This window comes from Ohessyouella blattaphilus (genome assembly GCF_024721265.1).
Classification (GTDB): Bacteria; Bacillota; Clostridia; order Lachnospirales; family Lachnospiraceae; genus Aequitasia; species Aequitasia blattaphilus_A.
Window position 1 is genome coordinate 74,054 of record NZ_JAMXOC010000009.1, and the last position, 26,139, is coordinate 100,192.

The 26,139-nt window shown below is 40.7% G+C and carries 22 protein-coding genes and 1 tRNA gene; 4 read left to right on the forward strand and 19 right to left on the reverse strand.

Going from position 1 to position 26,139, the window contains the following annotated elements; translation table 11 throughout:
- Positions 1-7: 7 nt before the first annotated feature.
- From NHH16_RS07725 to scfA, 16 genes are all read right to left on the reverse strand, one after another.
- Positions 8-289 carry a DUF2325 domain-containing protein gene (locus tag NHH16_RS07725; protein ID WP_262069014.1) on the reverse strand — a complete coding sequence of 94 codons (282 nt, stop codon included), beginning with the start codon at positions 287-289 and terminating at the stop codon, positions 8-10.
- Positions 286-714 (reverse strand): flavodoxin, encoded by a 429-nt coding sequence (locus NHH16_RS07730; RefSeq protein ID WP_262069015.1) that lies wholly within the window; start codon positions 712-714, stop codon positions 286-288. The genes NHH16_RS07725 and NHH16_RS07730 overlap by 4 nt, the downstream gene beginning before the upstream one ends.
- A 12-nt stretch (positions 715-726) precedes the next feature.
- Positions 727-1,323, reverse strand: coding sequence for a DUF3793 family protein (locus NHH16_RS07735; RefSeq protein ID WP_262069016.1), 597 nt, complete (start codon positions 1,321-1,323; stop codon positions 727-729).
- A 120-nt stretch (positions 1,324-1,443) separates the two neighbouring features.
- Positions 1,444-1,878, reverse strand: a complete 435-nt coding sequence (locus tag NHH16_RS07740; protein ID WP_262069017.1) for a MarR family winged helix-turn-helix transcriptional regulator — start codon at positions 1,876-1,878, stop codon at positions 1,444-1,446.
- Positions 1,835-3,229, reverse strand: coding sequence for an MATE family efflux transporter (locus NHH16_RS07745; protein ID WP_262069018.1), 1,395 nt, complete (start codon positions 3,227-3,229; stop codon positions 1,835-1,837). Before NHH16_RS07745 ends, NHH16_RS07740 begins: the two co-directional genes overlap by 44 nt.
- Positions 3,230-3,307: 78 nt before the next feature.
- Positions 3,308-3,380, reverse strand: a tRNA-Gly gene (locus NHH16_RS07750).
- Positions 3,381-3,475: 95 nt separating this feature from the next.
- Entirely contained in the window at positions 3,476-5,401 is a 1,926-nt protein-coding gene (locus NHH16_RS07755) for an LTA synthase family protein (protein ID WP_262069019.1), read from the reverse strand.
- Positions 5,402-5,423: 22 nt separating this feature from the next.
- Complete coding sequence (gene aspS / locus NHH16_RS07760; RefSeq protein WP_262069020.1) at positions 5,424-7,208, reverse strand: aspartate--tRNA ligase; 1,785 nt, start codon at positions 7,206-7,208, stop codon at positions 5,424-5,426.
- 14 nt (positions 7,209-7,222) lie between these two features.
- Entirely contained in the window at positions 7,223-8,488 is a 1,266-nt protein-coding gene (gene hisS / locus NHH16_RS07765; RefSeq protein WP_262069021.1) for a histidine--tRNA ligase, read from the reverse strand.
- Positions 8,479-9,837 carry a coproporphyrinogen dehydrogenase HemZ gene (hemZ, locus tag NHH16_RS07770; RefSeq protein WP_262069022.1) on the reverse strand — a complete coding sequence of 453 codons (1,359 nt, stop codon included), beginning with the start codon at positions 9,835-9,837 and terminating at the stop codon, positions 8,479-8,481. The genes hisS and hemZ overlap by 10 nt, the downstream gene beginning before the upstream one ends.
- 1 nt (position 9,838) lies before the next feature.
- A complete protein-coding gene (locus NHH16_RS07775) occupies positions 9,839-10,468 on the reverse strand; it encodes an MBL fold metallo-hydrolase (protein ID WP_262069023.1) in 630 nt (209 codons plus the stop codon).
- A complete protein-coding gene (locus NHH16_RS07780; RefSeq protein ID WP_262069024.1) occupies positions 10,468-12,813 on the reverse strand; it encodes a RelA/SpoT family protein in 2,346 nt (781 codons plus the stop codon). The genes NHH16_RS07775 and NHH16_RS07780 overlap by 1 nt, the downstream gene beginning before the upstream one ends.
- A 25-nt stretch (positions 12,814-12,838) precedes the next feature.
- Positions 12,839-13,363, reverse strand: coding sequence for an adenine phosphoribosyltransferase (locus tag NHH16_RS07785; RefSeq protein WP_262069025.1), 525 nt, complete (start codon positions 13,361-13,363; stop codon positions 12,839-12,841).
- A gap of 148 nt (positions 13,364-13,511) precedes the next feature.
- The gene (gene secD / locus NHH16_RS07790) at positions 13,512-15,653 is read right to left on the reverse strand and encodes a protein translocase subunit SecD (RefSeq protein ID WP_262069026.1); all 2,142 of its coding nucleotides are present in this window, start codon (positions 15,651-15,653) and stop codon (positions 13,512-13,514) included.
- 16 nt (positions 15,654-15,669) lie between these two features.
- Positions 15,670-17,046 carry a thioether cross-link-forming SCIFF peptide maturase gene (gene scfB / locus NHH16_RS07795; RefSeq protein WP_262069027.1) on the reverse strand — a complete coding sequence of 459 codons (1,377 nt, stop codon included), beginning with the start codon at positions 17,044-17,046 and terminating at the stop codon, positions 15,670-15,672.
- Positions 17,047-17,125: 79 nt separating this feature from the next.
- On the reverse strand, positions 17,126-17,269 hold the full coding sequence (gene scfA / locus NHH16_RS07800; RefSeq protein WP_262069028.1) for a six-cysteine ranthipeptide SCIFF: 144 nt from the start codon (positions 17,267-17,269) through the stop codon (positions 17,126-17,128).
- A gap of 117 nt (positions 17,270-17,386) precedes the next feature.
- On the opposite strand from scfA, the gene NHH16_RS07805 reads away from it, so the two are divergent.
- On the forward strand, positions 17,387-17,833 hold the full coding sequence (locus NHH16_RS07805; protein ID WP_262069029.1) for a GatB/YqeY domain-containing protein: 447 nt from the start codon (positions 17,387-17,389) through the stop codon (positions 17,831-17,833).
- Positions 17,834-17,900: 67 nt separating this feature from the next.
- Here NHH16_RS07805 and NHH16_RS07810 read toward each other — a convergent pair whose 3' ends face one another.
- From NHH16_RS07810 to NHH16_RS07820, 3 genes are all read right to left on the reverse strand, one after another.
- The gene (locus tag NHH16_RS07810; RefSeq protein ID WP_262069030.1) at positions 17,901-19,352 is read right to left on the reverse strand and encodes a CAP and S-layer homology domain-containing protein; all 1,452 of its coding nucleotides are present in this window, start codon (positions 19,350-19,352) and stop codon (positions 17,901-17,903) included.
- A 26-nt stretch (positions 19,353-19,378) separates the two neighbouring features.
- A complete protein-coding gene (locus NHH16_RS07815; protein WP_262069037.1) occupies positions 19,379-22,609 on the reverse strand; it encodes an alpha/beta fold hydrolase in 3,231 nt (1,076 codons plus the stop codon).
- 186 nt (positions 22,610-22,795) lie between these two features.
- Positions 22,796-24,013 (reverse strand): S-layer homology domain-containing protein, encoded by a 1,218-nt coding sequence (locus NHH16_RS07820; RefSeq protein WP_262069031.1) that lies wholly within the window; start codon positions 24,011-24,013, stop codon positions 22,796-22,798.
- A gap of 396 nt (positions 24,014-24,409) precedes the next feature.
- On the opposite strand from NHH16_RS07820, the gene NHH16_RS07825 reads away from it, so the two are divergent.
- The 3 genes from NHH16_RS07825 to NHH16_RS07835 all read left to right on the forward strand — a co-directional run.
- Positions 24,410-24,790 (forward strand): IS66 family insertion sequence element accessory protein TnpB, encoded by a 381-nt coding sequence (locus NHH16_RS07825; RefSeq protein ID WP_262069032.1) that lies wholly within the window; start codon positions 24,410-24,412, stop codon positions 24,788-24,790.
- Complete coding sequence (gene tnpB, locus NHH16_RS07830) at positions 24,783-25,145, forward strand: IS66 family insertion sequence element accessory protein TnpB (RefSeq protein WP_262069033.1); 363 nt, start codon at positions 24,783-24,785, stop codon at positions 25,143-25,145. Before NHH16_RS07825 ends, tnpB begins: the two co-directional genes overlap by 8 nt.
- A 272-nt stretch (positions 25,146-25,417) precedes the next feature.
- On the forward strand, positions 25,418-26,139 hold a 722-nt coding region (locus NHH16_RS07835), incomplete at its 3' end, for an IS66 family transposase (protein WP_262069034.1).

A 26,139-nucleotide genomic window follows, 5' to 3' on the forward strand; every position in this document is an offset into this window, starting at 1 on the left:
GAACATATTACATTTTACGCTTATATAGTATTGTTTCCAACGCATTCACACTAGCACTGTGGGTACGCTCTACCGGTATGTTAAAGCGTTCTGCCTCTTTAAGAGCACAGTGGACCATCTTATGGGCAACCGTCCCTGTAAAGAGAATAATTAAATCCGGTTGACCGATTTGCGTCTTTAGATTTCCTGCCATACGGGTAAAGACCTTGGCTTTGTATTTGTGCTTCTTGCAGATACTAATATACTGGTGCTCCATCCGCTCGTTGCCACCGATAATAACTACGCTCATACACTCGCCAGTTCCTTTCCTCCATTCCTACAAGCTGCTTTTGCTGCATCATCAGGAGCGTTATTCGCAATAATCCCTTCGCCGCCAATGACCGTTGCACCCGCTCCCGTCACTCGTTCTACCCACTGACGCATCCATTCTCCATCACCCCAGTCGTAGGAGCCAAATAGCAGAATCTTCTTTCCCATAATCTTTCCTTCAAGAGCTTCCATAAAAGGTTCAAACTCACCCTCTTCCAGAACTTCATCGCCCATCGCCGGACACCCTAGAGCAAAGGCTTCGCTCGTAGCAAGTTCCGTAGGATTTACTTGATCCACCGTTAAGACACTCGCTTCCTTGCCAGCTTCTTTAATGCCTTCAGCAACGGCCTGAGCCATTGCCTCTGTATTACCTGTCATACTCCAATAAACTACTGATACTGCCATTTCATCATCCTCCTATTGTGCTTGTCGTGCGATATCGACTACGGTTCTGCCTAATAAATACTCTCTTACAGCCTCTTCTCGTGCTTCTTGATAAGAGGTAAACGTCGCCTTTGCTTTCTCTAAGTCGTGATAGACTTTCCAGTAACCGGCGTACAGACTATTTTGCCCCAGATTCTCAATATAGCCTTTAACATCCGCCAAAGGATAATCAAGAAAGATACCGATTTCATGAGGAAAGCCAATGTTCTCATCAGAGAAAGCTTCCACCCGACTCTGTAAATGCGCCAATACTTCCCTTTCTCCAAATTCACGATAGCCAAATCCTTTTAAGAACTTACGAATATCCGCTCTTTTCATATGATTACGGAAACTTTCCTGACGATAAAGAAAGACTAGACACTTTCCTTTTCTCGATGCTAGGCATTTCATCTTTATATCCGTATTCGTTAAGACTTCCTTAAGCTCACGGCAACTACCTGCCTCGATATTTAAGATACTAGACACTTTAATCCCCTTCAGAAAAGGGGCACACTGTAAGATAACCTTGGCGGCTACTTTCTGGCTTTCGCTTCCTGTTGCCAGCATCGTGCAGATTGATTTAGGTGACATCGCACATCTCCTTTGTGATTTTGATATTCATTATCATTTATAATTTAGCATAATACTTCCCGAAATGCAAGAGAGGCCCCGCAATTTTTTTCAAAAACTGCAGAGCCTCTCCATTACTATCTAGGAAATACTATATAACATTTTCTTTAAATCTTTCTTTACCGCTTCTTTCTCTTTCTTTGTCAGCTTTCCCGTCAGCTTCTTATCGATTTCTTTGCGGCTACTTTCCACTACTCTCCTAATATCATATGCTTTCTCGGTGAGATGGATACTTTTACAGCGCCGATCCACATTGCTAGGCACGATGATAATATATCCTTTTGCGTCAAGGCGCTTTAATAAGCCCGTAACCGTCGGATTCTGCAAACTAAGCGCTTCCTCCACATCCTTTTGATTCACTTCCTCTAACTCCGTGTAAAAAAGGAAATCTAGCACTGCACACTGAGATGAAGTAATCCCAATATTTTTAAGCAGAATATTAAATTCTTTTTCATATACATTGTTGATTCGTTTAATTAAGATTCCCAAGGGGAGTTCCTGCTTTAGGGTTGCCATCCTCTTTTCTCATCCTCCTTATCTCGCGCGTCACAAAGGTGATTACTACTATTGCCGCTGCCAAATCAGCAATCGGTCCTGCATACATCACTCCGTCTATTCCCATAAAAAGTGGGAAGATTAATATCAGCGGCACTAAGAACAATACTTGCCTCGTAAGCGACACTGTCGCTCCTAAGAAGGCCTTACCAATGGAAGTGAAGAACCCAGAGCTCATGGGCTGAATTGCATTTATAAAAGTAAAGAACATAAAGATTCTAAAGTATCGTTCCGCAAAATGGAAATACTCTTCTGTACCATTGCCGAAAATGCTGACTATTCCTCGCGGCATCAACTGGAAGAGAATAAAAAAGGTGATTCCTGCCGCTAGGCAAATCGTCGCCGCTCTTTTATACGTCACTTCTACTCGCTTATAATTCTTTGCCCCATAGTTATAACCCCATATCGGCTGACACCCCTGGCTAATACCTACGCAGATACTAATAAAGATCATATTTACTTTTGAGACCACCCCGACGACCGCTAAAGGAATCTCCGGTCCGTACACCGACTGAGCACCGTAATGACGTAGGGTATTGTTCATAATCACTTGAACAAAGGCCATCGATACCTGGTTGATACAAGAAGCAAAGCCTAGACCTACGATTGCTCTAATAATGCCTGCTTCCGGCTTAAACAAGCCTTTATGTAAGCGCATATCCGCAAGTTTAAAGAAATAAAACACCACCATTAGCCCTGAAATCACTTGTCCGATCACTGTCGCCAAAGCGGCTCCCTTAATTCCCCAGTCAAAGCCAAAGATAAACAAGGGGTCTAAAATCGTATTAATAATGGCTCCAGTCAAGTTACAGGCCATGGAATACCCAGGGCTACCATCCGCTCGAATCAAGTGACTAGACCCTGTTGACAAGATTAAAAAGGGAATACCAAAGGCTGTAATCCCTGTATAGTCCGCAGCATACGTCATCACCTTATCCGTCGTTCCACACAGGACTAAAATCGGATCCAAAAAGAGCAATACCACTACCCCGATTACCACGCCTGAAAAAGCTAGCATAAAAAGGGCGTTCCCTGCCAAATGCACGGCTTTCTCCTTATCACCTGCCCCTGCCTCTAGATTAAAGTTAGAAGCTCCACCAACGCCAAATAATAGAGCTAGCGCGACACAGATAATACTGATAGGAAAGGCAACATTAGTGGACGCATTTCCCAGAATACCCACGCCCTGTCCAATAAATATCTGGTCGACGATATTATAAAGCGAACCCACTAACATGCTAATAATTGCCGGTATCGCAAACTTAAGCATTAGCTTACCAATCTTTTCTGTTTCCAAATGACTTTTTTCCATCTTCCACCTCTAATTTCCACTACCTATTGTAACATAGAAAGGCAAAAAAAGAACCAGGTTTTATCCTGATTCTTTAAGAGCGACAGACGGGGTTCGAACCCGCGACCCCGACCTTGGCAAGGTCGTACTCTACCAACTGAGCCACTGTCGCAAATGCATATAGCGTTCTTCCGAACATTGATAATAATACTATATGCAATTGTTTTTGTCAATTAAAAAATGATATTTTTTTAATTTTTACTGATTTTATTCCATTTCGCTTATCATAAATTGAACATCTTCATCCGAAACCTCTTTTTCATCATTTAAACCTTTTTCAAGAACGCCATAATAAAGCTGGTAACTCCCTTTCGTTTGTTCATACATTAAGATTTCTAAAGCAAATTCTAATTCTGGCAATTCACTCAGCTCAAGAGTACAATTATAATTCGTGTCCTCTCCCCGTACCATCTCCACTCGTTTTATTATTTGTTCTCCATCTCGACTTAAAATTATAGCTTCAATTTTATCCAAGTCCACAATCCCAGTCGGTATATTTCTTAACGTAACCTGTACCTCGCCGGTCTCTTCTTTGTATGCACCCACGAATATTTCAACTTCATTTTGCCCGCCATCACGTATGAACAATTTCGTCGTATCTGTTTTTATTTGCGAAAGGTTATCAAGAATTTTTGAATTTGCTTGAAGTCCAAGATTTATTTCCTCTTTCCCTAAAACTTCAACCCATGTTTGTCTATCTGAATATAAATCCGTCCCTAACGCCAAACGTCCGCCCTCTATATTCGCACCTAAGCTGCTTAGTGTGGTCGGAAACATATCAAATGTTGAATATTGTCGTGTTGTCTTAATAACAGATTCCTTTGCAGAATTAATAATACTCGTATATACTCTTCGATCATAACTTCCGATTTCGTTGCAAAAATCCGAATCCATTGTTGGATGATCTCCACACAAAATGATTGTAGTGTTTTCATAAAAGTCTTGTTTTTGTATCCACTTTACAAAATCGGACACTTGACGATCCGAACAACTTATTACATTCCCGTACTGATTTCTTTCACCGTGTTTGTCGACACATTTTTCACAAACATAACCATCCTCAAAATGCGTGTCAACCGTTAGCATTGTAAAATTGAATGGTTCTGGCTCTTCTGCCAGTTCAGAAATCGTCATCATGGCATTTTCAAACAACTTTGAATCTTCATATCCCCAAAAAACACGATAATCTTCGGGAATCCACCCTTCTTCTTGCGCCTTAACATAATCATAAATCTCATAACCACCATGCTCTTTATACATTAAATCTCTGCCTTGAAAGCTCGCTTCTGACCCTATCATAAACGCCTGATTATAATTTTCTCTCTTTAAGATGTCTCCAATAAGTGTTGCGCCACTAAAAAAAGACTCCTGTGTATCCATGCTGTTCTTATCAATCGGAATATTCAAAGGCAAACCAGCGCTCTGCGCGAAAAGACCACCTACAGTCCATGTACTTCCCTCCAAAGAATGTGCCCCATTAAGAATATTCTCATCTTCTGAGAAATTATCATTCTTCAATGAAATCTCTGTCAGCTCCGGAATGTAGTTCACTTCATATGCGCCACCACTCTGCTTTTCAGAATATGTTACTTCCATAGATTCTAAGAAAATATAAACTAAATTCCTTTTCTGTTCTGGAAATTCAACCGAAACCGATAACGGATCCACATAATATTCATCTATAAATGACTGGTCACTATTCTTAGCATTAATGTACCCTGACACATCAAGTTTTTTCCATGTGTATGCTAAAGAGATGCTCTGAGAAAAGATACAAATAATTAATACAGTAGCAACAACTCCCACGACTTTTGTTGTACGAATATATCTAACCGGAATAATAATCATAATAACGAACAGAAAAAGCGTCGGTACAAGTACAGTAAAAATAAATCCATTAATTATTTGAGAATCTGTCCCTTTAATCGAATTTGTAATTGTATACACGAGTTCACTCATGGATAGATGAGGCCAAGTTCGATTTAACCAAAACAACGATAATGTTCCAAGCATTAATACAAAAGAGAGTACAAATATTAGAATGACCATTACACGTTTTAAAAAAACCTTTTTATTTCTTATTTTTTTCTTCAGATTCTTTTCTCTTAAATATTCCGAATTAATACGCCACATATCATTACCCCATCCATACTATCTACTTAGCGTTCAGATTAATTCCCAGTTCATCCAACTGCTTTTCATCCACAACACTAGGAGCCTCTGTCATCAAATCCGAAGCATCCTTAATCTTCGGGAACGCAATTACATCTCTAATACTATCCTCGCCTGTCATTATCATAACCATCCGATCAAGACCATAAGCAAGACCTGCATGAGGAGGTACTCCAAATTTAAAGGCATCTAGTAGGAATCCAAACTGTTCCGCTGCCTGTTCCTTAGTAAAGCCTAGAAGTTCAAACATCTTTTCCTGAATATCATTTTGGAAGATACGTACACTACCACCACCAATTTCATTGCCATTTAGCACAATATCATAGGCTTTTGCTCGTACTTTCCCTGGGTCTTTATCGATAAGCTCCAGATCTTCTTCCATTGGCATGGTAAAAGGATGATGCATTGCTACAAAGCGCTCTTGCTCTTCATTATACTCCAGTAATGGAAATTCCGTAACCCATAAGAAATCAAAGGTGTTATCAGCAATAAGCTCCATTTCCTTTGCCACCTTAAGCCGAAGAGCCCCTAATACATCCCAGACCACTTTGTGCTTATCGGCAGCAAAGAGTAATAAGTCTCCCGCTTCTGCATTACAAGCTTTCGTAAGTTCTTCTAACTGTGCTTCCGTCATAAACTTTTGGAAGGAACACCGCATACTTTCATCTTCTCCAAGAGCGATATAAGCAAGACCTTTCGCGCCATAATCCTTAACAAAATCCACCAGCTTATCGATTTGCTTTCTTCCGAGACTTCCCTTTTCTTTCACATTGATTGCCCGGACAGTGCCGCCAAGCTCTAGTGCCTGGGTAAAGACCCCAAATCCAGAATCTTTTACTACTTCACTGACATCGATTAGTTCCATTCCAAAGCGAGTATCTGGCTTATCTGAACCGTAACGATCCATGGCCTCTTGCCAAGTAATTCGTCTAAACGGTGTTGCAATCTCCACATCTAATATCTCTTTAAAGATGCGAGCCAGTAACCTTTCGTTCACTTCGATAACATCATCTACATCTACAAAAGACAACTCCATATCCACCTGGGTAAACTCCGGTTGCCGATCCGCTCGCAAATCTTCATCTCGGAAGCATTTCGCGATTTGGAAATAGCGATCATATCCCGAGCACATCAATAGCTGTTTGAAAAGCTGAGGGGATTGGGGAAGGGCGTAAAACTCTCCTTGATGCACACGGCTGGGCACAAGGTAATCGCGAGCGCCTTCCGGTGTACTCTTACAAAGAATCGGAGTTTCAATTTCCAGAAAGCCCTCATCTGCGAGAAATTTTCTAGTAAGAGTTGCCACGTCACTACGCATCATAAGATTACGCTGTAAATCCGGTCTACGAAGATCAAGGTAACGATACTTAAGACGCAGTTCTTCCTTCGTCTTTGAGGCTTCCTCAATGGGAAACGGTGGCGTCTCTGCTTCTGAGAGAATTCGCAGTTCAATTGGGCTTATTTCAATCGCGCCAGTACTTAAATTTTCATTAATCGCCCCCGCTCTTTTGGATACGGTTCCCACCACGGCCACTACGTACTCTCCGCGAAGAGATGCCGCTTTTTCTACCATCTCTTTATCCATACTGCCCTCTTCAAAGACCACCTGGATAATCCCTGACCGGTCTCTCACATCTACAAAGACAAGACCGCCTTTATTTCTATTCTTTTGCACCCATCCCATAATAGTAACGCCTTCACCAACGTTACTAAGAGATAGTTCTCCACATCTATGGGTTCTCTTTAAACCTTTCATCGACTCTGCCATCTATCTTCTCCTAATTATAATTTCTCAACAGTATCTTCGTAGCAATCTACAATCTGTCCGTAGCCTTCTGCCTCTAATTGTTCCTTTTGAAACTTCTTATTCTTTTTCATTGCTGAAAGCAGTACTCTTTTTCCTAACTCTCGCTCTTTCTTCGCCACTTCCAAAACCTTGAGCATTCCTTCTTTCGGGAGGTTCTTATCTAATAAATAAGCCACGCTCTCCTTCTTCGTCGGCAACTGATAATCTTGCTCCAGAAGAATCATTACGATGCGCTCAAACCCAATGGAAAACCCACAGGCCGGTGTATCCTGTCCGGTGAATTTCCCTATCATCTTATCATAACGACCACCACCAGCTACAGACCCACCGAAGTCCTCCATAAGCACTTCAAATATCGTACCGGTATAATAGGATTGCCCTCTTACCATGCTCGGGTCGAAGCGAATCTGGAAATCTGCCTCTTTTGCTGCCATCACAGAAGAGATAACAAACTCTAGGTTATCCGCCACTTTACCATCTAAGTGGCCAGAAAGCTTGTCTTTTAGAAAACGAATCCCATCTACGTCTTTCGTCACTTCCGCAAAAAGACTCAGATAAGTATCGGTATTTTCTTTTGTATAGCCCAGTTCCTGAAGTTCAAGAGCCACTTTTTCCTCACCGATTTTCTCAATCTTGTCAAGGATAATACATACTTGATCAAAATCCTTGTCTTTAAAACCACTGTAGGAAGCCATCGCCTTTAGGAAGTTACGATCGTTAATACAAACGGTAAAATTTTTAAAGCCGATTTTCCCTAGCATCGTTGTGGTCGCCAGAATCAATTCTATTTCTGATAACGGGCTATCATCACCGAGAATATCAATATCACATTGGGTAAACTGGCGAAAACGTCCCTTTTGTGGACGATCTGCCCGCCAGACGCTACCTATCTGCATTGCCTTAAAAGGAGAAGGCAAGTCATTCATGTGGTTCGCAAAGTAGCGCGCCAAAGGAAGGGTTAGGTCATAACGAAGACCGCCGTCGACCAAATCCTCTTCTGACTTTGCCGAGTCTAATTTCAGCTTCTCTCCTCTTTTTAGAATTTTAAAGATCAGCTTTTCGTTGTCACCACCTTGCTTACTGGTCAAATTTTCAATGTGCTCAACACACGGTGTTTCCATAGAAAGAAAGCCGTAGCTGCGATACGTTTCCTTAATTTCACCAATTAAATAATCCCTAATTTCCATTTCCCTAGGCATGATATCCTTCATCCCGGTAACTGGTTTTTTCTTTAAAACCATTGAAGTTCTCCTTTTTTATCTATCATTTCATCAATTCGCTCAATATACGTATCGATGTCTTTTACATTGTCAACTCGCCTTACTTTGCCCTCTCTATCCACAAGCTTGGTAATTGCGCCTGCCCCACAACCGATTATCGTCTGTAGCTCTTCCATAATTAGAATATTATAAAGGCTTTCTTTGCCCTCACGGCTATATCCAATATTCTCAAAATTCCCGGCACTGTTTTTCTGTCGATAAAGATAATACGGGAATAGTTCCATCTCGCTAGCCTTTTCTCTTGCGCTATCTACCATCTCCTGAACCACGTCTGCACTAATCTTAATTTCATTTAATCTGGCCGCTCGCTTAATGGCTAGTGAGTGAACCGTAAGACTATTTGGCTGTAGCTTTTTGATTTCTGCTAACGTGTAATCAAAATCCGCTAACTTTTCATTGCTAAACCCAGCAATAATATCCATATTGATATTATCAAACCCTAGCGACCTTGCCAAGGTAAAACTCTCACGAATTTGCTCGACTGTATGAGCTCTACCAATTAATCTTAAGGTCTCTTGGTTCATTGACTGAGGATTAATGGATATCCGATTCACCTGATAGGTTTTCAGGAGTCGAAGCTTTTCTTCATCAATCGCATCGGGACGTCCTGCCTCAACGGTATATTCAAGAACCTGGCGGGCAGGGAAAAGGTCATGAATTTCTCCTAATAGCCGCTCAAGGAGCCTTGGTGGTAACACCGTTGGCGTCCCGCCGCCGATATAAATCGTATTAAGCGGCTGGTCTTTCACTTTACTAGATACTGCCCGCAGTTCTTTGATTAACGTCTTAACATAGGTGTCTAACCGGTCTTCATATCTCCGTAAATCGCCTGAACTAAAGGAACAGTAATTACAAATCGTCGGACAGATAGGAATGCTCACAAAAAGACTATAGCCTTTATCCTTGGCAAGCTTACTAAGTAGTGTACGCTCCTTTAAAGCAATGCCTACACAGAGCTTGGCTTTATCCGCACTTACATACTTCTCTTTCTCCAGCCAGTTGATTACCCTTTCTTCTCTATCTCCAGCACTTAAGCGCTGATACGCTAGCTTCGTTGGACGAATTCCTAGCAAGAGCCCCCACGGCAATGTCCGCTTCGTCTGCTGGGCTAAGGCAAGGTACAATTCCTTATCTAGAGTAGATCTCGGCATCTCCGTAAAAACCAGTTCTAAATCTCGGGAGATAATCTTAACAAAATGAGAGGCTTTTTCATCGACAACAGAACGAATCTCCTCCTGGGGATAAAAAGCCTTTACCAAATGATAAACATTATATGCATTTTTCTCATTATTAATAGTTATCTCAATCATTCTACGACCTTACGTACGGATTGTACTTTTTCTCATAGCCAATGGTAGTCTTGCTCATATGTCCAGGATAAACCTCTACCTCTTCTGGTAAGGTGAAGAGCCGCTCTTTGATGGAAGCATAGATCTCATCACTTCCACCGGCAAGGTCGGTTCTGCCAATAGATGTCTTAAAAAGAGTATCCCCGGAAAACAACACCTTCTCCTCTTTCATGTAATAACAACAACTTCCCGGAGTATGACCAGGCGTATGAATTACTTGAAAAGTAAAACCTATTAGTTCAAGCTCCTGTCCATCAATAACGCTTATGCCATCAGGATACACATAGCCGCTTTGTACGAAAGATTTAGACGCATTTAGATTTTCATCTTTTAAAAAATCTTGGTCATCGACGTATACATATACTGGCTCCTTCGAATCTGTGCCAATCATATCGGTAATCCCCATAATGTGATCAAAGTGACCATGGGTTAATATGACTGCTTTTACGTTTAAATTCCGATCATTCAAGTAATCTCTAAGAGCTGCCGAAGTTCCGCCTGGGTCAACAGCAATACATTCCTTGGTCGCTTCATTAATTACAAGATAACAATTAGCTCCCGCAATTCCTACCTCAAAACATTCTATTTTCACTATCCTGTCGTCCTTTCAATATCGATAATGCCCTCTATCCCTCGCAGCTTATTGCAAACTTTTTCTAGTTGTTCTCTACTATTTACAATAAACCCAATCTCAATGGTCGCCTTCCCTTGCTTACTGGTGCGTACATTCATCGACTTCACATCGACTTCCGCCTCTATAAACTCTTTAGAGATTAGCATCAACAGTCCTTGCCGGTCATTGGCATACATCTTAATCTCTGCCAAATAAGAACCGGTTTCCTCTTCTAAAACATCACTCTCCCACTCAGCGGCAATTAAGCGTGCTCTCTCTGTATTCGAAAGGTGAAGCATATTGACACAATCGGTGCGGTGAATCGATAATCCCCGTCCTCTCGTTACAAAACCAACGATTTCATCGCCCGGCACCGGTGAACAACATCTTGAAAAGCGTACCGCCATATCATCAATGCCTTTTACCACAATGCCGCTCTTCGACTTTGTAATATGCAGTGTTTTCTTACTAGAGTCGGCAACCTTCTCTAAGACTTCCTCATTCGTAACTACCTTCTTGTGATCCTTATCGTACTCTTCAACTAGACGGTTTATCACCTGTCCTTCTTTAAGGCCACCATGTCCAACCGCTGCTAGTACCGCGCTCCAGTCACGGAAGCCATATTTTTGCCGAATAATCTCTTGGTATTTAGAGATGGTAAGATCACTTAAGTTAAGCGACTTCTGCTTCGCATAAGTAGCCAGTAATTCTTTGCCTTTTATAATATTGCTTTCTTTATTCTGTTGCTTAAACCATTGGTTGATTTTATTTTTCGCTTGGGTACTTTTAACAATATTCAGCCAATCTCTACTTGGACCCTTGGAATTTTGCGAAGTGATTACCTCAACTCTATCCCCGTTACCCAGCTTATAATCGATATTAACTAACGTACCGTTGACCCTTGCTCCCACCATCTTATTACCCACAGCACTGTGAATCGCGTAGGCAAAGTCTATCGGATTGGAGCCATTTGGTAAGTTAATCACATCTCCTTGGGGCGTAAAGCAGTACACATCCTCTGCAAATAAATCCAAATCCCCCTTTAGAAGATTTAAGAATTCTTGATTATCAGACATGTCTTGCTGCCATTCAAGGATTTGGCGAAGCCAGGTCAGCTTCTCTTCCGCTGTGGTCGCCTTATTAACTTGATTATCACCAGATTCTTTATACTTCCAGTGAGCCGCGATACCATACTCAGCAGTCTTGTGCATTTCCTTGGTCCGAATCTGGATTTCAAAAGGTTGTCCACTACCACTCATTAGCGTCGTATGAAGAGACTGATACATATTGGGCTTAGGCATCGCGATATAATCCTTAAAGCGTCCCGGCACCGGTGTATATTTCTCGTGAATAACCCCTAACGCCGCATAGCAGTCTTTTACCGAGTCAACGATAATACGGACCGCAAACAAATCATAAATTTGATCTAAAGACTTATCCTGATTAATCATCTTCTTATAGATACTAAAGATATGCTTTACGCGGCCGTTTACTTCAGCCACAATGCCCGACTCCTTCATAGTCTTAGCAACCGCATCCACTATCTGTCCAACAAACTCTTCCCGCTCAAGCTTCCGGTCATTTAATTGTCTTACTAAGGAATAAAAAACATCCGCCTTTGAATACTTAAGCGATAAATCATCTAGCTCCGTCTTGATCTTCGAAATACCAAGGCGCTGAGCGATCGGCGCATAAATATCTAAAGTCTCTAAAGCTTTTTCTTTTTGCTTCGCAGGTGTCATAAACTCTAGCGTCCGCATATTATGCAGTCTATCTGCAAGCTTTATAATAATAACCCGGATATCCTTTGCCATGGCTAAGAACATCTTCCTTAAGTTCTCTGCCTGCTCGTCTAATTTATCGGCCTTATAAGAGAGTCGACCAAGTTTGGTAACCCCGTCAACTAGGATTTCCACTTCTTCACCAAACTCTTCTTTCACCTCTTCTTCACTCATAACGGTGTCTTCAACCACATCGTGTAAGAGACCAGCCACAATCGTCTCTTTATCCATCTCCAAATCCGCGAGAATAATTGCTACCCACAGTGGGTGAATAATATACGGTTCCCCTGATTTACGGCGCTGGTCACCATGAGCTTGTTTGGCGATACCATACGCCTTTTCAATTAAGGAGACATCAGCTGAGGGATGGTATTTCTTGATGCGACGAATCAACATGTCAAATAATACATCTGGCTCTTCGTAATCACCAGGTGCTTTTACCGCATGTCCATCCACAATCTCTAGCCCTACAGCAGCATCCTTTTCCAGAAATTCCGGTGCCACCTTTCCGTCTGAAGATTCGTATTTAATCGTCACGCACATCCCTCCCTTCCCTTTGTCTTAACCTTTAGTTACCTTCATACTGGATAACTGACTCTACGTCGTATCCCTTGAGCTTTTCTCGTCCCTTAAGGCCTTTTAGCTCCATTAAGAAGACCGCCTTTACCACTACACCACCAAGTTCTTCTACCAACTTAATAATGCCTTTGTTCGTACCCCCAGTTGCAATTAAGTCATCAATGATAACCACTCGCTGTCCTGGCTTAATCGACTCCTTATGAATCTCTAAGGTTCCGGTACCGTATTCTAACGCGTATTCCACCGCTGCCGTTTCCCGTGGCAGCTTGCCTGCCTTTCTAACGGGGATAAATGGCTTGTGCAGATTATAAGCTAAAGGTACACCAAAAATAAACCCTCTTGATTCCGGTCCCACAATTATATCAAAATCTACATCTTTAATTCGCTCTTGCATTAAATCAACCGCTAGTTGTAAACCATCTGCATCTTCTAGTATTCCGGTTACATCCCGAAAGATAACTCCTGGTTCTGGAAAATCAGGAATACTAATTACGTAATCTTCAATTCTTTTCATCGTTTCTCCAATCTGTATACCAGTAAATATATAAGAAAATAATAATGTATTATACCATTTTTTGACACTTATATCAAACAGAGCCTTAGAAACTTTACTGCCGTGAGGACCTCTTTGCCAAAAAAGAGCCTTTCGGCTCTTTCTTAGTTTATTTTTTCTTCCATCCCTTTTTCATTGTAAACCACAGTAAACCAGTAATGCATACAGATGAATACGTTCCCCATGCAATACCTGCAATTAAAGGTAAGGCAAATTCTTTGATGGAACTAACACCGAGAATATAAAGAACAATAACCATGATAATTGTCGTTAAGTTTGTATAGATACTCCGTGTAAGTGTTTGATTAATACTCTTATTTACAAGCTCTTTATAGTCTGTTCTCTTAGCCTTCAAGCGAAGTTCTTCGCGAATTCTATCAAAGATAACAATTGTTGCATTTATCGAATATCCTACAATTGTTAAGATAACAGCGATAAACGTATTTCCAACCGTAATTCTAGAAATCGCATAAAATAACACTACAATTGCAACATCGTGTAGAAGTGCAATAATCGCACTCGTAGCAAAGCGAATATCTTTGAATCGGAACCAGATGTAGAGAAGCATACAAATAGAAGCAATCGCTAATGCATTCACGGCATCACGTTTCATTTCGTTACTAACCGTTGAACTGATATTCTCAGCCATAATTGACTCTGCCTCTGCATTTAATTCATCTACCAGCGCAGTATTCAGCGCCTCTCTCTTTTCCACATCTAAAGTAACCGTCTTAATCACCACTTCATTACTATCAGCTACTCGTTGAATCTGAACATTATTATCGCCAGTTACTTCTTCAACCACTGGAACAACTTCTTTATCTATTTCATCAATCGAATACTCTTTATCAAAAGTAACTTTTGTCGCGGTACCACCTTCAAACTCTAAGCTATAGGCAAAAGCCCCTTTTCCTGAGCCAGCATTAAAGCCCATATAGGCAAAGCCGGCTACCATTACAATAAGTGAGATTAGGAAGAATACCGGTCGCTTTCCCACAAAGTCGATAAGCTTCTTCTCTCTAAGTGGACGATAATACAAGGATTGTTTCTGAATTCCCACTGCATAAAAAGCATTTACGATTAAACGAGTCACTACCAGCGCAGTAAACATGGATACGATAATACTTACAACTAAAGTCTGAGCAAAACCTTTGACTGTACCTGAACCAAGCATCCAAAGTACTGCCGCTGCAATTAAAGTCGTCACATTTCCATCCACGATAGCAGAAAGCGCCTTGCTAAAGCCATCCTTTAAGGCTACTCTAACACTCATGCCCTTACACATCTCTTCTTTTACTCTTGCAAAGATGATAACATTGGCATCTACCGCCATACCAATACCTAAAATAATTCCGGCGATACCTGGAAGGGTAAGGGTAACATCAAAGGCATTAATAATAACAAGCACTAAGCATATATAAATCATCAGAGCGATTCCTGAAGCCGCACCTGGTAATTTATATACAAAGATCATAAATAGGATTACAAGTATCAAGCCAATAATACCGGCCATAATACTGGTTCTGATAGCATCTTCTCCTAGCTGAGCACCTACTACGTTTGAGCGCAACTCTGTCAATTCTAACTTAAGCCCACCGATACGAATGGTGGAAGCGAGGTTTTCTGCTTCATCATGGGTAAAGTTACCTGTTATATAGGCTTGCCCACCGGTAATTGCCTGATTAACCACTGGCGAACTAATAACATCACCATCGTAAATAATGTTAATTGCTTTTCCCACATTTGCTGTGGTAGCTTCTTCAAACTTAACTGCACCCTCATCTGTCAAATCCAACTGGACAGAGTACTCGGTATTGTTTAAATCATCCTGACCGGCGCTAGCCTGCGCATTCGCAATGTCTGCACCTGTGAGAACTTCTGTCCCGTCATCTAGGGCAAAGGTAAGGGCTCCCGGCTTTCCTAGTTCCTCTAAGATTGCGTTAGCATCCGTCACACCAGGAATTTCAATATTAATACGGTTATCACCCTCTTGGTATACACTGGCTTCCGTACTATAATTCTCAACTCTCTTTTGTAGCTTATAAATCGTATCTGCCATGTCCGCTGCAGATGGCTTTTTTTCATTCGCTTCGTAGGTAACACTCACGCCACCTGCTAGATCAAGTCCTAGCTTGATATTCTTCATGGCGCCAGAGCCTGTTGCTCCCCATCCAAGTACAGTTGTAAAAACTAGCACTCCGAGAAGGATTACTGCTGATATTAATGTTATGGTTCCCCTTTTCTTGTTCACTTTTGTTACCTTCCTTTTATATTTTTTTCGCAACCTTCATCATAATTGCGCATTCCACACGTTTTCTCTGCATTTCACAGCCAATTTTATACGTTCCGTTTAAATCATTTTGGAAATTGTATGCATTTGCCATACAACCACCGCTACAGTAATATTTTGCAAAGCAACTTTGACAATCTGTCTTTGTATAAACGTTGCACCCTCTAAACTCGTCAGCAATATCTGTTCTCGTAATTCCAGCATCTACATTTCCCATTAAGAATTCTTCTTGACCAACGAACTGATGACAAGGATAAAAATCACCCCAAGGCGTTACTGCCAAATATTCCGTCCCGGAACCGCAACCTGATAGTCGCTTTGAAAGACACGGACCACCTTCTAAATCTATCATAAAATGGAAGAAATTAAAGTCCTCTCCCACACGTTCTCGGTCAAGCATTAATCTGGCGAGACGGTCATACTCTTCCATAATAACCGGTAAGTCCTCTTCTCTGATTGCATAAGGATCGCTTTCATCTCCCACAACCGGCTCCATCGACATCTGCTTAAATCCTAGATCTGCAAAGTGAAGGATGTCTTCACCAAAGTCAAGATTATTTCGCGTAAATGTCCCTCTGATGTAATACTTCTCCTGATTTCTAGAATCCGCTAGCTTTTTAAACTTAGGAACAATCAATTCATAGCTTCCCGAACCGTTTCTAAAGGGACGCATCTGATCGTTCACTTCTTTTCTACCATCTAAAGATAAAACAACGTTGTCCATCTCCTGATTGACAAACTCCATTATTTCATCATTTAAAAGCACCCCGTTAGTCGTTAAAGTGAACCGAAAGTGCTTATCATGCGGTTCTTCCAAACTGCGTCCATAGGCAACTAACTGCTTAACCACATCCCAGTTCATCAGCGGCTCTCCGCCAAAAAAGTCTACCTCTAAATTTCTTCTCGTCCCCGAATTCGCTACCAAAAAGTCTAATGCCTTCTTTCCCACCTCAAAGCTCATAAGTGCTCGGCGACCGTGGTACTCACCCTCTTCAGCAAAGCAATATTTACATGCCAGATTGCAATCGTGAGCGATATGTAAGCATAGTGCTTTAACAATCGTCTTTCGTTCTTTCACCTGCTCTAGGAGCCCTTTGTGAACATCAGGAGCAAAAAGTAACCCTGTCTTTGTCAGCTCCACTAATTCATCTAAAATTTCTTTGTTTTCCGAATCTTCAAAGAAGCTATCTTTATATAAACCCTCTAATTCACTTACCGTGAAATCGTGATTCTCTTCATTCTTTGTCTTTACATACGCTAGTACATCATAACTTTTCTCATCAAACTCATGTACAGCACCGCTATTAACATCTAATACAATGTTCAAACCGTTATTCTTATATTGATGAACCATCTTTTCTCCTATTTGCCATCTAAAAGATGACACGTAAAGAGACAGCGACTCGGGAGTCGCTGCCCAAATTTGAAATTATTTATTTCTTTTGTTCGCAAACTTGATTACCTACAGTACAAGAAGTCTTACAAGCTGATTGGCAAGAAGTCTGGCACTCACCGCAACCGCCTTTCTTAACTGTCTTGTTCAAAGTCTCTGCATTAACTGTCTTGATATGTTTCATTTTTCCTTACACCTCCTAGGCTTAATGCTTAAAACATTATAACATACGTATACTTGTTTTTAAAGAGAATTTATACTATTATTAAATGGTCAAAAAAATCAAAAACGGAGGATTCTCATGAGTAAAATAGATGAAGTAAGAAGCGATATGATTGCCGCCATGAAAGCCGGCGACAAAGATACCAAAGAAAGCTTCTCAATGCTTCTCGCAGCATTAAAAAACAAAGCCATTGATAAAAGAGAGGACTTGACTCCTGAAGAAGAGACTCAAGTGATTCTTAAAGAACTAAAGCAAACCAAAGAAACCATCGATACCACTCCTGCTGACCGCACCGATATTATCGACGAGTGCAAAAAGCGTATTGCTGTCCTAGAAAGATATGCTCCTAAAATGATGACTGAAGCCGAAATTCGTAGCATTGTGCAAGAAGTCCTTACTGACCTTGGCATCGATGCCCCGACTGGAAAAGACAAGGGCAACATCATGAAAAACCTGATGCCAAAAGTCAAGGGAAAAGCTGATGGCAAACTTGTTAATGAGATTGTGCAAGATTATATCGACTAACGACAGAATACGAAAAGCGCTTGGATTAGTCTCCAAGACGCTTTTCTTTTTTACTGCCCATCTACAACTACAACCCTAAATACGTAACCATAATAGCTGCTGCTTGTGCTCTAACCGCTAGAGATGACGGTTGTATATATCCATTCACCCCTTTTATTATGCCCATTCCTACAGCCCATTGCATTGTTTTAACTGCATATTCCGAGACACTTTCACAATCAGGGAACTGGTGCAAATCCGCTGTATAATTCACATCGTATCCTTTATATTTTGAATAATTATAAAGCATCGCTGCGATTTGCTCTCTATTAATATTATCACCTACACCAAAACGTCCGTCCTCATACCCATTTACAACCCCATTTTGAGCCGCCCACAAAACCGCATTCGTATACCACTGTCCCTTTGCAACATCACTAAAACGATTCGTATATGTCACTGCCGGCTGACCTTCTAAACGATGTAACATCACTGCTAATTGCGCTCTAGCCAAACCAACATTTGGGCCAAATGAATTTGCATTCATTCCATTCATAATTCCTGCCACATTTACTTTCATTACAGATCCAAAAAACCAAGCATTCTCTGCCACATCGACAAATGGATGGACCAAGAGAGTAAACGTAGTCGCTTTCCCCTTATAATTGACCGTGACCGTCTGATATCCTTTTGTGTTATAATTAAAGCCGCTGCACATAGACTCTGTTACGGGAACATAATAGGTATCATTGCCCACCTGTGTTTCTAATGCAATTCCTAAGTGGTCAATAACTTCTCCTTTTCCTCTGTTAACAACATATATGTAATCATTACTAACAGAAATGCTACTAGGTGCTGCCGTTCCGATAAAAAACTGCACCCACCTATAATTATTTTCACCCGCCCCCAAAGCCGAAAAACCTGATTGTAAGATATTATTCCTATGTCCCTCACTATTCATCCATAACCCCAGCGCATCAGTAGAATTGCTTGCCCCCCAAGCAATGTTCTCACCTGCCGAATTCGCACTAATATCAAACTCTGATAAAACGCTAAAGCATGATGTGCCGTCTGGTCTATCGTGATCAAATTTAACATTAAGTTCACCAGCTCTCTTAGCTGCCGCACGGGTAAGTGCTTCACTTGTACCTAACGCATCCGCTCCATTCCCATAAATTCTACGATACGCATTTGTTAGAGTTAAAACCCCGAATGCTTTTGGATTTAGCTTGTGAAAAAAATCCGCTGAACTCGATTGACTCGTCGCATCCAAAATAGCATTTTGTTGAAAACTTTCTTCACTGACGAAATACTCTGCAAGAGCTTCAACACTCAAGTCAACATCACCTTGCCCAGATATATCCACTATATTCTGCGCCTTATCGACAATCTCTCTCACATCCTCATTTACAGTTTTTAACTCCTTCACTTCAGTTTGCGTATCTAAATAATTCGCATTATCTTGTGCTTTAGAACTTGTATACACACATAAAGTCAACATGCTCAAACATACTAAACTCGCTACTATTTTCTTAAACACTATCGTCTGTCTCCTTCATCAATTAATTAATATTCATACACATTTAAATACCGCATCATTATCGCTGCACATTGAGCCCTTACAGCGCTACCTTGCGGGTCTAACTTACCATTCGTTCCTGAAATAAAGCCAACACCCACCGCCCATTGAAGTGACTTTTTTGCATATGCAGAAACGTTACTATTATCAGGGAATACTGATAAGTCTCCGCTTTGACTCAAATCATACCCTTTAAACTTAGAATAGCTATACAGCATCGTCGCAATCTGTTCTCTATTTATACTATCACCAACACCAAACCTACCATCTTTATAACCATTAACGATACCATTCTGAGCTGCCCATAAAATCGGCTTTGTATACCACTGCCCATCAGCTACATCGCTAAAGCGGTTATCATACTCCACGCTGGGACTGCCTTCTAACTTATAAAGAAGGGCTGCAAACTGGGCTCTAGCTAAGTTCTCGGTTGCTCCGAAAAATGTTGGATTCAGACCAGTCATAATGCCTCTTTGGCTAACAAACTTTACTGAAGAATAAAACCAGTCTTCAGTAGAAACATCCGTAAATAAAAGCGGAGACAATTCCTTGTCTATTGTGCCATCCCCATTGTCATCAATATATAAAACAACCGTTTGTGAGTTCTCCGTATTAATATTCATCTTAGTGTTTTCTGTTATTGGTACGTCTAAAAACTTTCTTGTATCTACAAGATTATTGTTTGCATCCCACCACTCAAGCGTTAAGTCCATTGTTCCGTAACCAGCCCCGTCTAATTGAATATCGAATGCTTCATCTTTAAGCGATAAAAGCTTCTTATCTGCATCTCTGCCATAAATCAACAAACTCCCAAAAGAAGCCTCTTGCGAAAAATTGTCCAGGCTTGAATCTAGAATTTCTTGCCCCTTAGATACACTTACTTCTACAGGACATTCGATATATATATTTGTTCTTTCATCTAAAACCTCTTCAATAATCTCAGATTGAGCTTCTTCATCTTTTAAAATAGAGAAAATTGTATTTAACGCCTCAATTTCTCCCTTTTTCTGACCTTCACCACCACAAGTTCCTCCATGATTAGTTTTTATAAAATGAACTCTTTTTACGTCACTTTCAAAATTTAAAGTTCTTAATTTCCCACACATTGTTGCCGAATATAATGGGACCGTCCCATCACCCGGAATAGTGCCTAGTGTATTGGATTCTTGCCTTGGCTGCACCACCTCTTTTCCTGCTTCATCAAGTGATGCATATGTCATTGTATCTTGACCATATCCTACTATAAAATATGAGTCCGGATAATCAACTAAATGATTATAATTTTTTGATTTTAATCCTTCATGGAACTTAACAGCTGCATCCATGTTTGATAGAAAAATCTTTGTGCACGTGGCATCGAAGTCTTCATAGCTCATTTCTGTATATGTAGTCTTTTTAAAGTCTTTTTTTTCTTGGAACCATGGATATTTTTCATAATATTGCCGTGTCGGAATTAGTTCTGCTAAAGCAGGAAATTTTGTTTTGACTTCCGTGTTTAAACCAAGAAAATACATACCTTTTTCAGCGCCCATGTACACGATATCCTCCGAATCAGTCAAACGTTCACCTAATGCTCTGTCTAACAATAGAGGTGAACCTTCATAAGGAGTTCCACAAGTAATAATTTTCCTTACTTTTTCATAACCGTATTGTTTAGCGTACGAAGAAGTGACTAGCCCTCCCATACTATGTGCCACAACATCAACCTTATCAGCGTTATTTTGTTCTAGTATAAGCGATATATCTCTAGCCAGGTTGTTTGCAGAAACCTCATTACTTTGTCTAAAATCATAGGAAGATATATAAATTTTCCTATCCGGAAATTCTTTACAAAGTGCGTCAATCAAACCTTTGTAAGTATTTAGGGCACCATATTCTCTATCTGCATCTGGTGTCAGTAGCATATCTTTGGCATTACCTCTAGTATAGAGAATAGGATTGGTCTTTAAATCAAGCTTTCCCGCCGAAAAAAGCTGTAGTCCCTTAGGGTCCCACAGTTTATCACCGTTCTTAGTAAAAAGGTTACTTCCCATAACGCCCGGAACAACCACAATCGGAATTTTACCCTTCTTCAATTCTGGATCCGTATCGGACCATAATTCGGACTCAATAGGCAACTGAATCACAGGTCTTAATCCTAACTTCCAAGTACAATATACTCTTCCGTTCATCAAACTCCCGCCATGTGAAAGTGACCCATTTGCTGAAACAAACCCTGGTTCTAGGTAACCATAGCTTAATACCTCCGGAGATCTGGTCCAATAATAAGCTGTGCCCTTCTCGCTATTAATTTGCGAAGTGTCTCCTACCCAAGAAGTCGTAAACCCTGAACCTAAATATGGTAAATATTTAGCCTCTCTATCTATCGTGATTTCCTCGGTTACAGGGAAGCCCAATTCAACGCTCTTTAGTTCATCCCATGACAATAAATACACCTTATCTTCTGTGTCGGCTCCTCCATTGAGTCCATGGTCTGACACACGAGCATTAGACACATACGAAATTTTAATATCATTTTTTTCATCTTCAGAAAATGCTTTGTTATAAAATGGGCCGTTCAAATGGGCTCTTACATCTGAATTTTCCCATTTTGTATTTTTTCCAACAAGTCCATCTTTATGATACGCACATGTATCTAAAATTTTATCCGCCAAAAGAGTGAACGCGCCTTCCTTCTCTTGTAAAACTCTCCACTTTATTGGCGTACATTTATAGTAGCTCCTCCCACTATCCCAATATTTAACACCATCTAGAATAGTCAATCCATTTTCGTCAAACTCCGCTGAATCTAGTCTTCTCTCAATCTCATCATCTGAAACTATTTTTTGTGGCCATGAGCCGAAGTATATGTATCTAATTTCCGAAACCATATTCGCGATTTTAGTTTGTGTCCTTTCCGCTTGCTCCATTTGTGCTTCATCTGCATTCCCTTCTTGCTCTTGCGTATTCTCATCCGCAACAATATCTAACTCATTTTCAGCATCACCTAACTCTTCCTCAGTACTTATTTCATCACCACCATTACTTAATTCGCTGTCCACATCATTTGCCAACGTGTCACCTGATGCTAAATTTTCTTCTAATTCAGTTTCATCGATTATGTTAACTTCTACGCCCTCTTCAGGCGTCTCCTCCGCTAACACCGATAAAAAAGATGTAGTTAGTAGAATCGTTATCAGAATAATTGCTGACATTCCAGAAAAAACTTTCTTATGCACTTTCAACCCATTGTCCTCCTACTTTTCTAATAATTATTTTGATAAACTTTACCATATGATATTTTGATATCAATATAACTTTTTTACTATTTGCTTCTTTTAGCCATTTTGGGGATCCCCCCCCGTTTTGTGAGATTACACAAAAGAACCTTCGTAATAATCCTACAAACTTCTTCTTCACCTCTTTTACTCATATGCATTTAAATACCGCATCATAATAGCTGCACATTGAGCCCTTACAGCGCTACCTTGCGGGTCTAACTTACCATTCGTTCCTGAAATAAAGCCAACACCCACCGCCCATTGAAGTGACTTTTTCGCATATACAGAAACCTTACTATTATCAGGGAATACTGATAAGTCTCCGCTTTGACTTAAATCATACCCTTTAAACTTAGAATAGCTATACAGCATTGTCGCAATCTGTTCTCTATTTATACTATCACCAACGCCAAACCTACCATCTTGATAACCATTAACGATACCATTCTGAGCCGCCCATAAAATCGGCTTTGTATACCACTGCCCATCAGCTACATCGCTAAAGCGGTTATCATACTCCACGCTGGGACTGCCTTCTAACTTATAAAGAAGGGCCGCAAATTGGGCTCTAACAAGGTCTTCAGTTGGACCAAAATAATTATTATCAAGACCTGTCATAACCCTTCTTTGATATACATTTTTTACTGCTCCATAATACCAATCATCAGGTCGTACATCAACAAAAGCTATATCTCCATCTTTTGGTAGTTTTCTAATGTCAAGCTTTGAATAGGAGCATCCTTTCCATGCACTTGTATTTGGATACGTTTCGAAAAGCTTATCTGCAACGATCCTCTTATTCGCTTCTATATTTCCCACATAGCAAAATAAGTTCTCCGCTACTTGGGGTTCTTTGCAGACAAGAGCATACTCTGCATTTTCCCCCTGAATAGAAATATTCAGATCAGAATTATATATGCTCACACCGCCACAACTCGTTTCCTCAAATCCCCAATCCCACGTAACGCCGGCAACAATTCCATAAGCCCTAGAGTTCTTTCCAAGATCTATATTAATAGTTGCATTATCAATGATAATATCTCCATTCCAAATATTTATTCCCACATAGATGTGCTCAGCTTCATATTCTGGAACAATCGGCGCTGTATTTTTTATATTTACCTCACCTCCTCGAATACAGACGCGCTGATAATATTTCGTGTCTGCCGCTGTGCTTATTCCTATATAGGCCGGAGAGGGTATAGAAGAATCTGTTTCTATATTATAAACTCCTGATTCAATTTCAAAAAAAGTCTTGTAGGCAATTTGAATATTGTGACAATTAACGCTTCCTTCCCCACTAAAAATGTAAGAAGCATAATCTTCCACATCGCGCCAGTTGCCAATACAATTAATCGTCATGAACGAGTTCTCTCCTGAAAATTCAACCCGCATCGGTCTATCCGACTTTCCCATACGAAGTCCTAAAATTCCTCCGTCCTGATAATTCGAGATAGATAATACCCCTGTCTCTTTATCATAGCTAATTCGCCCCGCATAATCTTGGTTGTTTCCATTTTCCTCACTATAAACAATGACAGCACCTGTGCTTGAGCCCTCTACTTCTAACGTAATCCACGTCTTCTCGTCCGCGATTGCAACGTCTTCTTCAGCCCTTACAGTCGGATTAAATGTAAATGCTCCATAGTCGGTACCTAGCCAGTTTTGTATATATTTGAGACAATAGACTGAACTTTTAATACTAAGTCTAAATAGTTGAAACTTAACTTTTTAGACCGACTACAAGGAGAACAGTCTATGTTAAAATCAGAAGCAATGATTGCTCGCCAATACCGTTTGCAGGAATGGGCCGAGCAGATTAAAGATTGTAACAATCGCCCTTATAAGGTGACCGTTGAGGATTGGTGCGACGCTAACGGAATTACAAAGGCAAATTATTACTATCGACTAAAGAAAGTACGACAAGCTTATCTGGCAAATGGTATCGATGCCGAAGAGCAAACATCTATTGTGCAAGTACCGATTGCTAAAACTGCAATCACAACAGTACATGATAATTCAGAACCAGTAGAAAGTCAGAATCTTGAACTTTCCGTAGGCGCTTTTTCGCTGAAAGTGAATGGTTCTACCTCTATGGAGCTTTTAGATAGAGTTCTTAGGGTGATTGCCAATGCTTAATAATGCTACCTGCTTTAAAGAAATTTATATTGTTTGCGGCAGAACGGATCTTCGATACGGTATGGAAAATTTAGCTGCACTAGTCAAATCTAAAAGCGGCAACGAACTATTCAGACCGGATGTCCTTTATCTCTTCTGCGGCCGCAGAGCAGATAGAATTAAGGGTCTTGTCTGGGAAGGTGATGGTTGGCTACTCTTGGTTAAGCGACTTGCTGGTAGCAGGTTTGTCTGGCCTCGTAATGCCGATGAAGTAAAACAACTCTCTCAACAACAATTCGAATGGCTCATGGCCGGACTTACGATCACACCGAAGAAAATGATTCAAAGGGTGGATCCGCCAGAGTATATCTTGTAAAATTCTTTGTATAAAACAGAGAAAATACAGTGGGTTTTCTCTGCCTATAAAAATGCTAAAAACAGCTATAAATGGCGGACTATCGCAAGCGTTATTCAGCCTATACCCGTTCAAACATCTTATTTAATAAAAGTTCTAGTTTCTATTTTAAGAGCCGTGAACAAGTCTACAAACCCTTGTATTTATAGGCATTATGCCGAATTCTCGCTAGCTTTAAATTCGCCAAACTTGTTCATTCTTGCTATAATAATTAGTAGGAAAGGCGGTCTGTTATGGCGATGAATTATACAGAAGAACAACTAAATAACTTCGATAAAGCAACCCTTGTTCAACTCTTTCTCGTCCAACAAGACCAACTGAAAGAAATCGACAATAAGCTACAGATTTTGATTGAACAGGTGGCGGTATTAAATAATAAAAAGTTTGGCTCCTCGTCCGAAAAGTTGACGGATTCGAATCAGCTATCATTCACTGAAATCAATGGTGAGATTGTCCTTTTCTTCAATGAAGCGGAGGTTCTCGCTGATGAAGAAGCTAAGGAACAATCGGCTACCAAAACCAGATCAAAGAAACGTGTTGGTAAGCGAGCGGAAGATCTCAAAAATCTTCCCAAGGTTTTAGTTGAACACAAGATGACGGAAGAAGAATTGAGAGAAGCCTTCGGTGAAGACTCCTGGAAACAACTTCCAGATGAAGTCTATAGCCGCTATAAGTTCACTCCAGCAAAGGTCGAGGTAGAAGAGCATCATGTGGCCGTGTATGCCAGTAAGAAAACGGACAAGATGGTCAAAGCGGATCATCCCGGCTATCTCTTGCGGAATAGCCTTGTCTCGCCATCTCTTGAGGCAGCCATTATGAATGGCAAATACGTCAACGGCGCACCCTTTGCTCGTATGGAGAAAGAGTTCGAACGTTACGGTCTGCCTATTACTAGACAAAACATGGCGAACTGGACGATTCATTGTGGCGAACGTTATCTAGCGATCATTTATGA

Excerpts from the sequence above, each read along its gene's own strand:
- NHH16_RS07725 (WP_262069014.1), bottom strand. The coding sequence starts at position 289 with ATGAGCGTAGTTATTATCGGTGGCAACGAGCGGATGGAGCACCAGTAT.
- NHH16_RS07730 (WP_262069015.1), bottom strand. The coding sequence starts at position 714 with ATGGCAGTATCAGTAGTTTATTGGAGTATGACAGGTAATACAGAGGCA.
- NHH16_RS07735 (WP_262069016.1), bottom strand. The coding sequence starts at position 1,323 with ATGTCACCTAAATCAATCTGCACGATGCTGGCAACAGGAAGCGAAAGC.
- NHH16_RS07740 (WP_262069017.1), bottom strand. The coding sequence starts at position 1,878 with ATGGCAACCCTAAAGCAGGAACTCCCCTTGGGAATCTTAATTAAACGA.
- NHH16_RS07745 (WP_262069018.1), bottom strand. The coding sequence starts at position 3,229 with ATGGAAAAAAGTCATTTGGAAACAGAAAAGATTGGTAAGCTAATGCTT.
- NHH16_RS07755 (WP_262069019.1), bottom strand. The coding sequence starts at position 5,401 with ATGTGGCGTATTAATTCGGAATATTTAAGAGAAAAGAATCTGAAGAAA.
- aspS (WP_262069020.1), bottom strand. The coding sequence starts at position 7,208 with ATGGCAGAGTCGATGAAAGGTTTAAAGAGAACCCATAGATGTGGAGAA.
- hisS (WP_262069021.1), bottom strand. The coding sequence starts at position 8,488 with ATGGTTTTAAAGAAAAAACCAGTTACCGGGATGAAGGATATCATGCCT.
- hemZ (WP_262069022.1), bottom strand. The coding sequence starts at position 9,837 with ATGATTGAGATAACTATTAATAATGAGAAAAATGCATATAATGTTTAT.
- NHH16_RS07780 (WP_262069024.1), bottom strand. The coding sequence starts at position 12,813 with ATGTGCGTGACGATTAAATACGAATCTTCAGACGGAAAGGTGGCACCG.
- NHH16_RS07785 (WP_262069025.1), bottom strand. The coding sequence starts at position 13,363 with ATGAAAAGAATTGAAGATTACGTAATTAGTATTCCTGATTTTCCAGAA.
- scfB (WP_262069027.1), bottom strand. The coding sequence starts at position 17,046 with ATGGTTCATCAATATAAGAATAACGGTTTGAACATTGTATTAGATGTT.
- scfA (WP_262069028.1), bottom strand. The coding sequence starts at position 17,269 with ATGAAACATATCAAGACAGTTAATGCAGAGACTTTGAACAAGACAGTT.
- NHH16_RS07805 (WP_262069029.1), top strand. The coding sequence starts at position 17,387 with ATGAGTAAAATAGATGAAGTAAGAAGCGATATGATTGCCGCCATGAAA.
- NHH16_RS07820 (WP_262069031.1), bottom strand. The coding sequence starts at position 24,013 with ATGACGATTAATTGTATTGGCAACTGGCGCGATGTGGAAGATTATGCT.
- NHH16_RS07825 (WP_262069032.1), top strand. The coding sequence starts at position 24,410 with ATGTTAAAATCAGAAGCAATGATTGCTCGCCAATACCGTTTGCAGGAA.
- tnpB (WP_262069033.1), top strand. The coding sequence starts at position 24,783 with ATGCTTAATAATGCTACCTGCTTTAAAGAAATTTATATTGTTTGCGGC.